This is a genomic window from Streptomyces sp. NPDC127114, from assembly GCF_042677525.1.
Classification (GTDB): domain Bacteria; phylum Actinomycetota; class Actinomycetes; order Streptomycetales; family Streptomycetaceae; genus Streptomyces.
In genome coordinates, this window is the sequence record NZ_JBHXTJ010000019.1 from 129,667 (window position 1) to 142,486 (window position 12,820).

The 12,820-nt window shown below is 73.4% G+C and carries 14 protein-coding genes and 1 pseudogene; 7 read left to right on the forward strand and 8 right to left on the reverse strand.

Features of this window, described 5'->3' with window-relative positions; genetic code table 11:
* Window position 1: 1 nt before the first annotated feature.
* Together ACFVGS_RS20715 and ACFVGS_RS20720 are read right to left on the reverse strand one after the other, a co-directional pair.
* Window positions 2–661 (reverse strand): vitamin K epoxide reductase family protein, encoded by a 660-nt coding sequence (locus ACFVGS_RS20715; protein ID WP_385693279.1) that lies wholly within the window; start codon window positions 659–661, stop codon window positions 2–4.
* Between the two features lie 19 nt (window positions 662–680).
* Window positions 681–1,184, reverse strand: coding sequence for a DUF5949 family protein (locus ACFVGS_RS20720; protein WP_384418832.1), 504 nt, complete (start codon window positions 1,182–1,184; stop codon window positions 681–683).
* Window positions 1,185–1,334: 150 nt separating this feature from the next.
* Here ACFVGS_RS20720 and ACFVGS_RS20725 point away from each other — a divergent pair, with 150 nt between their 5' ends.
* Together ACFVGS_RS20725 and ACFVGS_RS20730 are read left to right on the forward strand one after the other, a co-directional pair.
* Window positions 1,335–1,754: a tyrosinase family oxidase copper chaperone gene (locus tag ACFVGS_RS20725; protein WP_385693280.1), complete on the forward strand. Its 420-nt coding sequence runs from the start codon at window positions 1,335–1,337 to the stop codon at window positions 1,752–1,754.
* On the forward strand, window positions 1,738–2,604 hold the full coding sequence (locus ACFVGS_RS20730; protein WP_384418838.1) for a tyrosinase family protein: 867 nt from the start codon (window positions 1,738–1,740) through the stop codon (window positions 2,602–2,604). Before ACFVGS_RS20725 ends, ACFVGS_RS20730 begins: the two co-directional genes overlap by 17 nt.
* A gap of 68 nt (window positions 2,605–2,672) precedes the next feature.
* Here ACFVGS_RS20730 and ACFVGS_RS20735 read toward each other — a convergent pair whose 3' ends face one another.
* From ACFVGS_RS20735 to ACFVGS_RS20760, 6 genes are all read right to left on the reverse strand, one after another.
* The gene (locus ACFVGS_RS20735; RefSeq protein WP_385693281.1) at window positions 2,673–2,945 is read right to left on the reverse strand and encodes a chaplin; all 273 of its coding nucleotides are present in this window, start codon (window positions 2,943–2,945) and stop codon (window positions 2,673–2,675) included.
* A gap of 329 nt (window positions 2,946–3,274) precedes the next feature.
* The gene (locus tag ACFVGS_RS20740; protein WP_384418844.1) at window positions 3,275–3,772 is read right to left on the reverse strand and encodes a hypothetical protein; all 498 of its coding nucleotides are present in this window, start codon (window positions 3,770–3,772) and stop codon (window positions 3,275–3,277) included.
* A gap of 134 nt (window positions 3,773–3,906) precedes the next feature.
* Complete coding sequence (locus tag ACFVGS_RS20745; protein ID WP_384418847.1) at window positions 3,907–4,914, reverse strand: LPXTG cell wall anchor domain-containing protein; 1,008 nt, start codon at window positions 4,912–4,914, stop codon at window positions 3,907–3,909.
* 239 nt (window positions 4,915–5,153) lie between these two features.
* Window positions 5,154–5,435 (reverse strand): hypothetical protein, encoded by a 282-nt coding sequence (locus ACFVGS_RS20750; protein WP_384418849.1) that lies wholly within the window; start codon window positions 5,433–5,435, stop codon window positions 5,154–5,156.
* Between the two features lie 270 nt (window positions 5,436–5,705).
* Entirely contained in the window at window positions 5,706–6,641 is a 936-nt protein-coding gene (locus tag ACFVGS_RS20755; RefSeq protein ID WP_384418852.1) for a hypothetical protein, read from the reverse strand.
* 276 nt (window positions 6,642–6,917) lie between these two features.
* Window positions 6,918–7,157, reverse strand: coding sequence for a chaplin (locus tag ACFVGS_RS20760; RefSeq protein WP_384423563.1), 240 nt, complete (start codon window positions 7,155–7,157; stop codon window positions 6,918–6,920).
* A 382-nt stretch (window positions 7,158–7,539) separates the two neighbouring features.
* Here ACFVGS_RS20760 and ACFVGS_RS20765 point away from each other — a divergent pair, with 382 nt between their 5' ends.
* The 5 genes and pseudogenes from ACFVGS_RS20765 to ACFVGS_RS20785 form a co-directional block, all read left to right on the forward strand.
* Window positions 7,540–8,670 carry a DUF3344 domain-containing protein gene (locus tag ACFVGS_RS20765; RefSeq protein ID WP_384423562.1) on the forward strand — a complete coding sequence of 377 codons (1,131 nt, stop codon included), beginning with the start codon at window positions 7,540–7,542 and terminating at the stop codon, window positions 8,668–8,670.
* 22 nt (window positions 8,671–8,692) lie between these two features.
* Complete coding sequence (locus tag ACFVGS_RS20770; protein ID WP_385693287.1) at window positions 8,693–9,826, forward strand: glycosyltransferase; 1,134 nt, start codon at window positions 8,693–8,695, stop codon at window positions 9,824–9,826.
* Window positions 9,823–11,274 carry a sugar transferase gene (locus ACFVGS_RS20775; RefSeq protein ID WP_385693282.1) on the forward strand — a complete coding sequence of 484 codons (1,452 nt, stop codon included), beginning with the start codon at window positions 9,823–9,825 and terminating at the stop codon, window positions 11,272–11,274. The genes ACFVGS_RS20770 and ACFVGS_RS20775 overlap by 4 nt, the downstream gene beginning before the upstream one ends.
* Window positions 11,275–11,276: 2 nt before the next feature.
* On the forward strand, window positions 11,277–12,608 hold the full coding sequence (locus tag ACFVGS_RS20780) for an O-antigen ligase family protein (protein ID WP_385693283.1): 1,332 nt from the start codon (window positions 11,277–11,279) through the stop codon (window positions 12,606–12,608).
* Window positions 12,601–12,820, forward strand: a pseudogene (locus ACFVGS_RS20785) (hypothetical protein); the annotation flags it as partial. The gene ACFVGS_RS20780 and the pseudogene ACFVGS_RS20785, both read left to right, overlap by 8 nt.

The following is a 12,820-nucleotide window of genomic DNA, read 5'->3' on the forward strand; positions in this document are numbered from 1 at the left end:
GTCAGCTGGTCCAGAACTCCCACCAGCGGGTCAGGATCAGCATCCCGATGATCCCGATGTGCAGCACCGGCAGCGCGAAGGTGAAGTCCGAGAGGAAGCCCTTCACGGCGGCGGGCGCGGGCAGCAGACCGTGCCGCACGTTGTGCGCGGTGGTGTACCAGAACATGGTGATCGTCGCGCACCAGGCCAGACAGCACCACAGGCACAGCGAGTTGATCTCGTACAGCGACTGCTGCATCAGCCAGGTGCAGAAGCCGACACCGAACAGCATCCCGGCGTTCAGGCCCAGCCAGAACCAGCCGCGGTAGCGGGCGCCGGCCAGGATCCCGGCGCCCACGGCGACGACGACGGCGTACGTCACGAGACCGAGCATCGGGTTCGGGAAGCCGAACACCCCGGCCTGCTCGCTCTTCATGATGTTGCCGCAGGAGACCACCGGGTTCAGGCTGCACCCCGGCTGGAACCCGGGGTCCTCCAGGAGCTTGAACTTGTCGATGGTGATGACCCAGCCGGCCAGCACACCGGCCGCACCCGTCACCACGAGCAGCCAGGCGAAGGCCCGGCTCGCGCCGATCCCCGCTCCGCCGGCGCGCTCCGACTCCTGCTCCTGCTCCTGCTGCCTCTGGACCGGCACCCCGCCCCGTACGTCCGCCGTCGCCATCAGGCCGCCCCCTGTCCGCTCAGCCCTGGATCCGGCTCACCGGCACCGCGACATGGCCCGCGGTCCGCACCACGTTGTCGTCGGTGACGAAGGCCTTCAGCTCGGCCTCCGTGACCGGCTGCCCCGGCTGTGCGGCCGACCACGGCAGGAGCGGGATCATCAGGATGACGTGGCCGGTCTCGTACGCCGCCTCCTGCCACTCCGTGGACACCGGGCACTGCGCGTTCATGAACGGCAGGGTGAGCACGGCCCGCTGCGCCTCGACGAGCAGGTGCGCGCCGATCCCGCGGTCCTTGCCGGCGTCGACGACGTCGCCGCCGATCGGCACGCCCATGCCCTCCAGGGTCGACCGGAGCTCCGCCGCGCCGGCCTCGGGTCCGTGCTCGCCGTCCCCGATCGAATACACCATCAGAAAGGGGGTGGCGGGCATGTCATCGGTGGGTCCGAGGACCCAGGAGATGACGGTGAGCGTTCCCATCGAATGGGCACTGTGCGCCGCGGGCAGGACATTGGAAGTGGTCATGGATCCGGATGCTAGGGGACGAACACCCTTCACCCTCCGCCAAATTCACTCATTCGGCCGACATTCCCACCACCGGCATTTCCGGCGCAACGAACCGGGGCTTTCCTCGTTGTGCCCATAGGGCATCAAGCCGACCTCAGGAGATCATTCATGATCGTCCCGCGCCGCGTGGCCTTGCGGTCCCTCTTCGCACTGGCCGTGACCGCCTTCACGGGCGGCGCACTGGCCCGTATCGGCACCGCACCACCGTCCTCCGGGGACCCGTTCACCGGGGACGCACCGCCCTCGGACGGGACCTCGGCCTTCGACGAGATGTACGGCGGCCGGCACATCCGGAGCCTGCCCGGGCCCGCGGGCGAGCCGGTGGTCCTCGTCGACGGACGGCCGCTGCACCTGATGCGCTGCGCCGACGGCGGCTGGGTGACCCCGGTCTGTCACTACGAGTCCTGTCCCACGCCGCTGGCGGCCACCCGCGCGGCCGTGGACGAACTGGGGTCCGCCCCGCTCAGCCGCTACGCCGCCGGTCACGGCGGCCATCCGGGAGGGAGCCCGCGTGGCGTACACGCGTAAGAACCAGCGCGATCTGACCAGCGCCGAGCGGAAGCGCTTCGTCTCCGCCGTCCTCGAACTCAAGCGGACCGGGCAGTACGACGACTTCGTCCGCACCCACATCGACCACTACGTCGCCGACGGCGAGGGCAAGCTGCGCGTCGCCCACATGTGCCCCAGCTTCCTGCCGTGGCACCGCAGGTTCCTTCTCGAGTTCGAGCGGGCGCTGCGCCGGATCGACCCGTCGGTGACCGTGCCGTACTGGGACTGGACCCGGGACAACACCCCGGCGGCCTCCCTGTGGAGCGAGGACTTCATGGGCGGCAACGGGCGCCGCGGCGACTACCAGGTCATGACCGGCCCCTTCGCGTACGCCGGCGGCCGCTGGACCGTACGCCACGGCATGACCGAACAGGCCTTCCTGAGCCGGGACTTCGGGCGGCCGCGCGACCCGATCACGCTGCCGACCGCCGCGGACGTCGACGAGGCGCTGAGCGAGCGGACGTACGACACGTCGCCGTGGAACTCCACCAGCCGCTCCGGCTTCCGCAACCGCCTGGAGGGCTGGGCGCAGGGCCAGGGCAACGACCGCTTCCGGCTGCATAACCGGGTGCACCGCTGGGTCGGCGGGCTGATGCTCGGCGGCGGCTCGGTCAACGACCCGGTGTTCTGGCTGCACCACGCCTACGTCGACCTGCTGTGGTCGCGCTGGCAGGCCCGCAACCCGTCCGCGGGCTACCTCCCCAAGGAACCGCCGCCGCTGGGCGATCCGCAGTACCGCAAGGTCGCCGCGCTGAACGAGCGGATGGGTCCGTGGAACGTGACCCCGGCGGAGCTGACCGACCACAGCGACATCTACCGCTACGCGTGACGGCGTCCCCCCGGCCCGTGGTGCGGGCCGGGGGGACGCCGTGTGTCGTACTGCGGGGGGGGCGGAGATCAGCCGCCGTAGCCGCCCTTGTCGTGACCGCCGTCGACGTTCGCGCACTGGTTGCCGAAGGCCGGGTTGATCAGGCCGACGATGTTGACGGTGTTGCCGCAGAGGTTGACCGGGATGTGGACCGGGACCTGCACGACGTTGCCGGAACCGACGCCGGGCGAGTGGGCGGCGACGGCCTCGGCGCCGGCGTCGGCGACGGCCATGCCGGCCCCGCTGAGGGCAACGGCACCGGTGCCGGCGAGAACAGCGGCAGCCTTCGCGATGCGAGACATCAAGAACTCCTTGAACGGGGAAAGCGACCGCGAGAATCACGGCCACACGTGTCCTTCAACGGCGAAAGCGCGCACGAGTCACGGGCATTGCGCCGAAAGAGAGCGGAGAAAACGCAGAATCGGAAGAGATGGCCCGCGGATCATCGTCCCGCCCGCCGTCGGATACGACGGAGCGGACCGTGAACCGCGGGCCGCGGCCATGCGACAAGCCTTCTGTTGCAACGAGCGGAACCCCCTCGGGTGGCGGGAAGAATCGTGTCTTCACCCCGCCGGGCAGACGCTCGCGCACCAGAACCACCGGAGGGCCGGGCGACGGAGGGCCGGGAAGGTCAGGGAGCGAGGCCGAGCTGCGGGTCGAGCGCGCCGTTGAGCGCCGGGGTGAGGACACCGACCTGCGGGACACCGAGCTCCGGAAGACCGAGCCCGTTCCCCTTGGGCGCGGCCAGCGCGTTGCCGACGGTGGCGCCGGGGGTGACGGCCTTCATGTCGGAGCGCGGGCTGGTGACCTCGGCCGTGCCGGGCTCGCTGCCGCGCAGCACCTCCGGCAGCGGGGCCGCGATGTCGGTCTCCGAGAGGGTGCTCTCGAGCGGGATGCGGGGCAGGGTGAGGTCCGGCAGCGCGCCGACGCCCTCGTGGAAGCCGGTGGGCGCGCCGGGGATCGGCGTGGGTACGCCGGTGGCGACCGTGGGGGTGTCCATCGGCAGCACGGGGTCGAGGCCCTGCAACGGGACCACCACGGGGGCGTCGGCGGCGGCCGGGGAAGCCAGGGCCGCCGAGGCGAGGGCGGCGGCGAGGATTCCCAGACCGGCGTGAGATCGCAGATTCATGTCCTGCAAACGAGTTGCGGGGCCGATACGTGACGGGATTCCCCTGAGTGCAGCAACACGAGGCCCCCACCGGTGAGGGCGGGGGCCTCGGTTGACGCGCCGTCAGCGCGGTCCGTCGTCGTGCGGTGCTGCCGTCAGTCCCGGGAGCGGACCAGTCGCCCGCCGCGCAGGTACATGACCGTGCCGCCGATCAGGAGCGCGGCGCTGATGGCCGCGGCGCCCATGACGGTGGCGGAGTCGCTGCCCGTGTCGGGCAGCTCCGGGTGCTCGCCGCCGGGGGTGCAGTCGGGGCCGTTCTCGCCCTCCTCGCACTCACCGGGCGGGTTCTCCCCACCGGGCGTGCAGTCCGGACCGGTCTCACCCTCCTCGCACTCACCGGGCGGAGTGGTGGGGTGGCCGGGCGGGGTCGTGGGGTGGCCGGGAGGCGTGGTCGGGTGGCCCGGAGGCGTGGTGGGGTGGCCCGGCGGGGTCGTCGGGTGCCCGGGCGGAGTCGTCGGGTGCCCCGGCGGAGTCGTCGGGTGCCCCGGCGGGGTCGTGGGGTGGCCCGGAGGCGTGGTCGGGTGGTCCGGCGGGGTCGTCGGGTGGTCCGGCGGAGTGGTCGGGTGCCCCGGCGGAGTGGTCGGGTGCCCCGGCGGGGTCGTCGGGTGCCCCGGAGGCGTGGTCGGGTGGTCCGGCGGGGTCGTCGGGTGGTCCGGCGGAGTGGTCGGGTGCCCCGGCGGAGTCGTCGGGTGCCCCGGAGGCGTGGTCGGGTGGTCCGGCGGAGTCGTCGGGTGGTCCGGCGGAGTGGTCGGGTGGTCCGGCGGAGTCGTCGGGTGGTCCGGCGGGGTCGTCGGGTGCTGCGGAGGGTTGCCGCCCTCGTCGTCGCCGTAACCGTCGGGCTCGTCGTCATCGTCGCCGTCGCCGTTGCCGGCGGACTGCACCGCCTGGTGGCAGACGTCGGCGACCGCCGCGGCCAGCGCGCCCAGCGCCGCGTGGTCACCGCAGACGTTGCCCGGGAGGGGGAGCCGCATGTGCTGCCCGGTTTCCGGGCCGGGCGAATCCCCCGTGGCGGCCACGGCGCTCAAGGCGAATCCGCCGGTGAGCGACAGGATGCCCGTCGCCGCGGCGGTGGTGAGGATTTTCCTGCTGATGATGGATCGCATACCGCTCTTCCTCTGGGACAGGAGAACCGGCGAGGATCCCCCCTCGCTCCGTCCGGCCCGTGTTCCACGCCGTCCGAGTGCGTGGGAATGGCGCGAGCGTAGGGACGTGGACCGGGTGGAGACCCGGGGCAACACGGCACACAATCCGAAAATCATTCAATCGGACGCCGAACGAGGGCAAAGGTGCGGCCCTGGCGATGACGCCAGGGCCGTTCACCACACACAGGTCTGACCGAGCGTCAGCCGCCCAGCGGGCTTGCGCCCAGCGGCAGACCACCGAGCAGCTTGGAGCCGCCCTCGCCGGCCTGGTTCAGCTGGCCCGCGGTGTCCGTGACGGTCTGGACGGGCGAGCCGTCCGTGGTGCTGCTGAGGGCGTCCGTCGTCAGCCCGCCGCTCGTGAGCGAACCGAGTCCACCGTCCAGGCTGGTGGGCACCATCGACTCTGCAGCCATCGCGGGCGCGGCGACGCCCAGGGCCATCACAGAACCGGCGACGGCCGCGGCAACCTTGGTGGGCTTCATGAAGAGGATCCTTCCATCGTTTTCAATTCGCTTGCCGTACAGGCCTCTTGACTGATTCCCGTACGTCGTTCCGCCTTGGGTAACGACAGGTTCGCCGCCCGGAAACTCCGGGAGCCGGCTTTTCTCGACACTGCACCCGAAGGAATGGACCCGGTGTGATTGCCCGATGGAATGCGCGGGGCGGCGCACGACGGCGCACGCGAACACGCCCGTGCCCGCCCAGGAGTTCCTGGGCGGGCACGGTCCGCGGGCGTGTCGCCCGGCGCCTGGCTAGCGCACCGGCAGCGGCGGCTTCACCGGCAGCGCGTCCGTGGAGACGGGCGGCTTGACGGGCAGCGCGTCCGTCGAAACGGGCGGCTCGACCGGCAGCGCGTCCGTCGACAGGGCCGGCAGGGTGGGCAGGCCGGCCAGGTCCGGGGCCGGCAGGCCGCTGCCGAGCACGGTCGCCACGGCGAGGTTCACCAGCGAGGTCAGGGTCGCGGTGACCTGCGAGACGACGCCGGTGGCACTGCCGGAGGTGACGGTGGCGAGCAGGTCGGCGACCGCCTTCTGGATCGAGGCCAGCGCGTCGCCGATCACGTCGGCGGGCGCGGCCGCCCGAGCCCCGGCCGCGACGGGCAGCCCTGCGGGCGTGGTCACGGCAGAGGTGACGGGCGACGTGGCGGGCACGGTCACCGCGTCCGTGACGGGCTTGGCCGCCGCATCGGTGACGGGCTTGGCGGCCGCATCAGTGACGGGCTTGGCCGCCGTATCAGTGGCGGGCTTGGCCGCCGTGTCCGTCGCGGGCGGCGTGACCGGGGTCTCCGCCGTCGGCGGCCTCACCGGGGTCTCCGCGACGGGCGGCGTGACCGGGGTCTCGGCCGCGGGGGTCTCGGGAAGCGGGGCCGGAGCGGCTTCCTTCGCCGCGGCGACGGCGGTGTCGATCTTCGCCTTGAGAGCTTCGGCGTCGGCCGCGGGGAGCTGGCCGTCGTCGGCCTTGAGGGCCTTGGTGAGCAGCTCCGTCACAGGGGCGGTCACACCGCCGAGGTCGCCCAGGGCCTTCGTCTGGGCGAGGAGCGCGGCCGCGTCGGGCAGGGGTGCCTGCGCGGTACGGCCGGTGGTGCGGGACGGGCGGAGTTCGTCGGCGACGGCGGGGCCCGCCATGCCGAGGGTGATGGCGGCGGATATCGCCAGGGCGGTGAAGCGGCGTGAAGCGTGGGGACGCATGCGTGTTCCTTTTTCTTATGCGTCGGACAACAGCTCTGCCACCGTGCCTGCGGATATAGCGCTGCGCAATCGGAGAACTACTGAGCGCCACGTCTCCGTTCGAGTGAATCCACCCTTCTGACCTGCCCCTCACAGGGGCGTGCGCCGTTGCACCGGGCGGCGCACGGGGGTGCGTCCGAACGAGTCACCACTCACTGGGCAGACGGCGAAGGCCGGCGCGCCGACCCTGACGGGCGGCGCGCCGGCCTCGGAAGGACCACGATCCGGCGTGCGAGATCAGGCGTTGACGCAGGTGTTGCCGAAGGTCGGGTTCAGCGCGCCGATGAACTGCACGGTGTTGCCGCAGACGTTGATCGGGACGTGGACCGGGACCTGCACGACGTTGCCGGACAGCACGCCGGGGGAGTGCACGGCCGCGCCGTGGGCGCCGGCGTCGGCGGCGGCGACACCGGCGGCACCGGCGACGGACGCGGCAGCACCGACGGACAGAGCGACAGCCTTGGCGATACGGGACATGGAGAGCGTCTCCTCGATCGATTTCCAACTCGGACGGCGCGGACGGTTTTGCCCGGCTGCTTCAACAACGCCGCCGGATTTCATCGGTTGCTCTCCCGAACGGGTGACGTTCAACCGATCTTTGGGCCATAGGAGGGTCATTCGAGTGACTGACCCCAGAAAGGCGCAACACGCTCAACGAGGAACGTGCCGTTTGGATACGGAAGTTAGCGTTTGTGAGCATCTAATGCTTACTATCGCCCGTCGCGGGGGTTATAACGTTTCCGAACGTTGCTTCCGGTCCCGTCGCGCGTTCATCCATTTCGCGCGGCCGACATCTCCCTCCCCTCCCCCGGTCTCCACGGGTCTTCCCTTCCTTCTCTCATCAAAGCGGAGAACCTGTATGCGGAATTCAGCGGTTCATGCCGTTCGTCGGGGTCTGTTGTGTGCCGTGTCGTGCGCGACGCTTTCCGCCGCGCTCCCGGCAGCTTCCGCCGTCACGCCCGCGACCGCGCCCCGGCCGGTCGCGCCCCAGCCGAAGGAGGCCGCCCGGCTCCCCTTCACGCCGCGGTACGAGGCGACCTTGCACGGTGGGGTCGTGCGGGCCGCCAATTCCTCGGCGACGGGCGCCACCGGCGCGGAGTCGGTCAACGACGGCGCCGCCATCGCGTACGTCGACGTCGACAGCGATCCCAACACCTACAACTCCAGCCGGGCCGAGCTGCGCGTTCCGGCCGGGGCCCGGGTCAGCTGGGCCCGCCTGTACTGGGGCGGCAACCTGCGCGTGGGCGAGCAGAAGCCGCCCGCGGACAACGGGCGGGTGCTGATCGCCGAGCCCGGCGGCCAGTACAAGGCGGTGCTCGCCGACAGCACGATCGGCCACCGCACCGCCGACGGCGCCGACGCCTTCCAGGCCTCGGCCGACGTCACCGAGCTGGTCCGTTCGGCCCAGCCGGGCCTGTGGACGGTCGCCCAGGTGAACGTCGCCATGGGCCGTTCGACGGTCGGCGGCTGGGGCGGCTGGACGCTGGTCGCGGCGTACGAGAAGGCCGACGAGCCGCTGCGCCGCCTCGCCGTGTGGGACGGGTTCGAGGCGCTCGGTCCGAAGAACCGGGAGGTCTCGGTCCCGCTCGCCCTGGGCGCGGACCGCATTCCGCAGGGTGCGGACGGCCGGCTCGGAATCGTCGGCTACGACGGCGACCGGGGGACTTCCGGGGATTACCTGGCGGTGGAGACCGCCCTGGCCAAGAGCGTCACGCGCAGCGTGGTCTCCGATTCCGCGAATTCCGCGGACGACGTGATGAACTCCAGCATCACGGAATCGGGAACAAGTCGGATGGAACGACTGCCCGCTCATCAGAACACCCTGGGGTACGACTCCGACGTCTTCGATCTGCGGGGGGCGCTGCGCCATGGGGCCGATCGTTTCCACATCCGCCTCGGGAGCCCGGAGGACGCCGTCTGGCTCGGCGCGCTCTTCCTCCAGGCCGACCTCGAACCGGGCCGCCGCGACCTGGCGGACGCCCACGACTGACCGGCCGGACGTGCTGCACGCGGTGCAGCCCGGTGACGGCGGGGTCGCCCGGGTCGTCACCGATCTGGTCCGCGGCCAGCTCGCCGCGGGCCTGCGGGTCGCCGTGGCCTGCCCGCCCGGCACCGAACTCGCCGCCGCCGTACGGGCGGAGGGCGCCGACGCGTACGACTGGCGGGCCGGGCGGGAACTCGGCCCGCGGCTGGCCGGGGAGACCCGTGAGCTCGCCCGGCTGCTCCGTACCGTGCGCCCCGCCCTGGTCCACGCGCACAGCGCCAAGGCGGGGCTGTGCGCCCGACTCGCCCTGCGGGGACGGGTTCCGACGGTGTACCAGCCGCACGCGTGGTCCTTCGAGGCGGTCGAGGGCACGACCGCGGCGCTCGCCCGGCGCTGGGAGCGCTGGGCGGCCCGCTGGACCGACCGCGTGCTGTGCGTCAGCGAGGCCGAGCGCCGCACCGGCGAGAGCGCCGGGGTGCGCGCCGCCTGGTCGGTGATCCACAACGGTGTGGACGCCACGCGCTTCACGCCCGAGGGCGGTCCGGCCGAGAGCGGTCCGGCCGCTCGGGTCCCGGGGCCCGCCGGCGCGACCGGCGGGCCGCTCGTCGTGTGCGTGGGCCGGCTGTGCCGGCAGAAGGGCCAGGACGTGCTGCTCGACGCCTGGCCCGCGGTGCTCGCCGCGGTGCCGGACGCGCGGCTCGTGCTCGTCGGCGACGGCCCGGACGCGGAGCGGCTGCGGGCCGCCGCCGGGCCGTGGCCCTCCGTGCGGTTCACCGGCGCCGTCGCCGACCCCGCGCCCTGGTACCGGGCCGCCGACCTGGTCGTCCTGCCGTCCCGCTGGGAGGGCATGGCCCTCGCGCCGCTGGAGGCCATGGCCAGCGGCCGGCCGGTGGTCGTCGGCGACGTGGACGGGGCGCGGGAGAGCCTGCCGCCCGGTCACGAGGCGCTGTGCCTGGTCCCGCCCGGGGACCCGGCCGCGCTCGCCGCCGCGCTCGGCCGCCTTCTGGGCGCGCCCGGGTTGCGGCACTCGCTGGGCCGGGAGGCCCGCGAGCACGTACTCAGCAGATTCGATGTGCGGCGCACCGGCGCGGCCGTCGCGGAGCTCTACCGCGAACTGGCCGGAGTGCGGTGCACGGAGCACAGAGAGCCGATCGCACAGTGACTACCGAAAGCACCAGCATTCCTCCTTCGTCGGGTCCCTGGCCCTCGGCCGGCCAGTACCCCGGTCTCACCTCCCTCGCGTCGCCGCGCGCGGGCTCCGACCGGCTCGCGCTGCCGGCCCGCCGGCCGGCCCGGACGCGGTTCGCCGCCGCGCCGCTGGTCACGGCCGACGTGCTCGCCGTCCTGCTCGCGACCGCCGTGCAGGCCTCGGCGCACCGACGCTGGGAGCTCGCCCTGCTGGTCGCCGGTCTCGTGGTGCTGCTCGACGGCCGGGCCGGGCTGCACCGGCCTTCGGCCGTGCCCGTCGGGGTCCTTGACGAGGTGCCGGCGCTCGCCGCCCGGGCCGGCGTGGCCTGGAGCGTGACGGCGGCCGCGGTCGCCGCGTACGCCCCGGCGCTCGCGATCGGACCGCTGCGGCTCGCCGCCGCGTACGCGACGCACGTCGTGGCCGTGGTCGTGCTGCGCGGGTTCGTGCACGGGCGCCGGCGGCGGGCGGCCCGGGCGCATCCGCGTTCGGCGCTCGTGGTGGGCGCGCCGGGCCCGGCGCGGCGGTTCGCCGCGGCGCTCGGCCAGCACCCCGAGTACGGGATCCGTCCGGTCGGGATCGTCGGTCCGCGGCCGGACGGTGAGCGGGGCCAGGGCGGCGAGCCCGGCCTGCCGGTGCTGACGACCGCCGAGGAGATCCACCGGGCGGTCATCCAGAACACGGTGCGCGACGCGGTGCTGCTCACCGAGGACGAGGGCCTGGTGACGCTGTTCCAGCAGTACGGCTGCACCACCTGGCGGGTCGGCGGCGAGCCGTCCGGCGAGCCGATGGCCGACCATCTGTGGGGGTACGGCTGCCGCCGTCTGGTGCCGCTCGGCGAGCGGCGCGGGCTCACCGCGAAGCGCGTTCTGGACGTGGCGCTCGCCGCGCCCGCGCTCGCGCTGGCGCTGCCGGTGCTGCTGCTGTGCGCGCTGGCGGTGCGGATCGCGGACGGCCCCGGGGTGCTGTTCCGGCAGGAGCGGGTGGGCCAGAACGGCCGTCTCTTCACGCTGCTGAAGTTCCGTACGCTCAAGCCGGCCGACGAGACGGAGTCGGCGACCCGGTGGAGCGTCGCCGACGACCACCGGATGAGCGCGGCCGGGCACTTCCTGCGGAAGACCTCGCTCGACGAGCTGCCGCAGCTGTGGAACGTGCTGCGCGGCGACATGAGCCTGGTCGGCCCGCGGCCCGAACGGCCTTACTTCGTCGCCCAGTTCAGCCGGGTGCACGCCGGGTACGCGGCCCGGCACCGGATGCCGGTGGGGCTCACCGGACTCGCCCAGGTGCACGGGCTGCGCGGCGACACCTCGATCGAGGACCGCTGTCGCTTCGACAACCACTACATCGACCACTGGTCGCTCTGGCAGGACGTGTGCATCCTGCTGCGCACGGCGGCCGGGCTCGTGCGACCGACGGGAAGCTGACGATGACCACGGCGACGGGAACGGCCGTGACGGTGCCGGCCGGCATCACCGGCCCGGGCGTACGGGACTGGGCGCGGCGCGCCGGGGCGCTGTCCCCGGTGCTCGCGGTGGTCGCGCTGCTGCTCGTGCCGGGCGGCGGCGGTGGCGCGCAGGGCGGGACGGGCGGATCCGGCACGGTCGCTGACGCCGCGTCGGGTCTGCTGGTGCTGATCTGCCTGGTCCGGGTGGTACGGAGCGGGGCCAGGCCGCTGAGCCGGGCGGCGGCCGTCGTGTTCGGCCTGCCCGTGTTCGGCGTCTGCCTGGCCGCGATCACCTCGCACGACCCGGGCGCCAGCCTGCCGGGCGTCGCCCGCTACCTGCAGATCTTCGTGCTCGTGCCCGCGGCCGTCCTCCTGACGATCCGCGACCGGCGTGACTTCGCCGTCGTCGCCTGGGCGCTGGTGGGCCTCGCGCTGCTCGAGGGCGGGGTGGGCGTGGTGCAGTACCTGACCGGCACCGGCGCCTCGTACCAGGGCGAGGACATCCGGGCGGTCGGCACCTTCGGCGCCACCGACGTCATGGGCATGGCCACCGTCGTCTCGTACGGCCTGGTCGTCGCCACCGGCCTGGCGCTGGGCGGCCGTGCGGGCCGGGCCCGCACGGCGGCCCTGGTCTGCGCGGGCCTCCTCTTCCTCCCGCTGGTGCTGTCCTTCAGCCGGGGCGCGTGGATCGCGACCGTCCTGACCTGCGGCATCCAGCTGGCCCTCTCGGGGCTGCGGCGGGCCGGACGGGTCGCGCTGGCCGCGGCGGCGCTCGGGGTCGTCCTGGTGGGCGGCTTCGGCATCGGCGGGGAGATGGTCAAGGAACGCGTCAGCAGCATCACCCAGGTCACGGCCGCGCCCGACCAGTCGGTCACGGACCGGTACACGATGTGGGCGGCCGCCGGCCGGATGTGGAGCGGCGAGCCGCTGACGGGCGTGGGCCTCAAGGGCTTCCCCGCGTACCGGGACTCCCACGCCTCGCTGGCGCTGTCCTCCGGCAGCGACACGGCGGGCGCGGGCGCGGGCTTCGCGCGCCAGCCGCTGCTCTCCCCGCACAACATGTACCTGCTGGTTCTCAGCGAGCAGGGCCTCATCGGCCTCCTGGCCCTCGCCGGCGGCTGGGTCGCCCTGCTGGTCGCGGCCCTGCGCCGGCTCCGTCTCGGCCCGGACTGCGCGCTGGTCGCGGCGGGCCTGCTGTCCTGGCAGCTCGTCGACTTCTTCTACGCGGACATCGGCGGCCCTTCGACGGTCCTGATGTCCGTCGTCTTCGGCCTGGCGGCCTGGTGGTCCCTGGCGGAGGTGCGCCGTGCGTGACCCCTGGGACACCTCCCAGGACGCCACGGACGCTCCGGGCGCGGCGAGCAGCGAGCACGAGCCCGCCGCGCGGCGCCGCGCCATGTCCGGCGAGGGACCGGCGCCGTACGGCTCCGGCGGCACCACGGACCCCGCGCCCGTCCGCGAGCCCGGCGCCCGGCCACCGGACGGGCGCGGGCCGCAGGGTCCCGCCGGCGTGGACCCGCAGACCC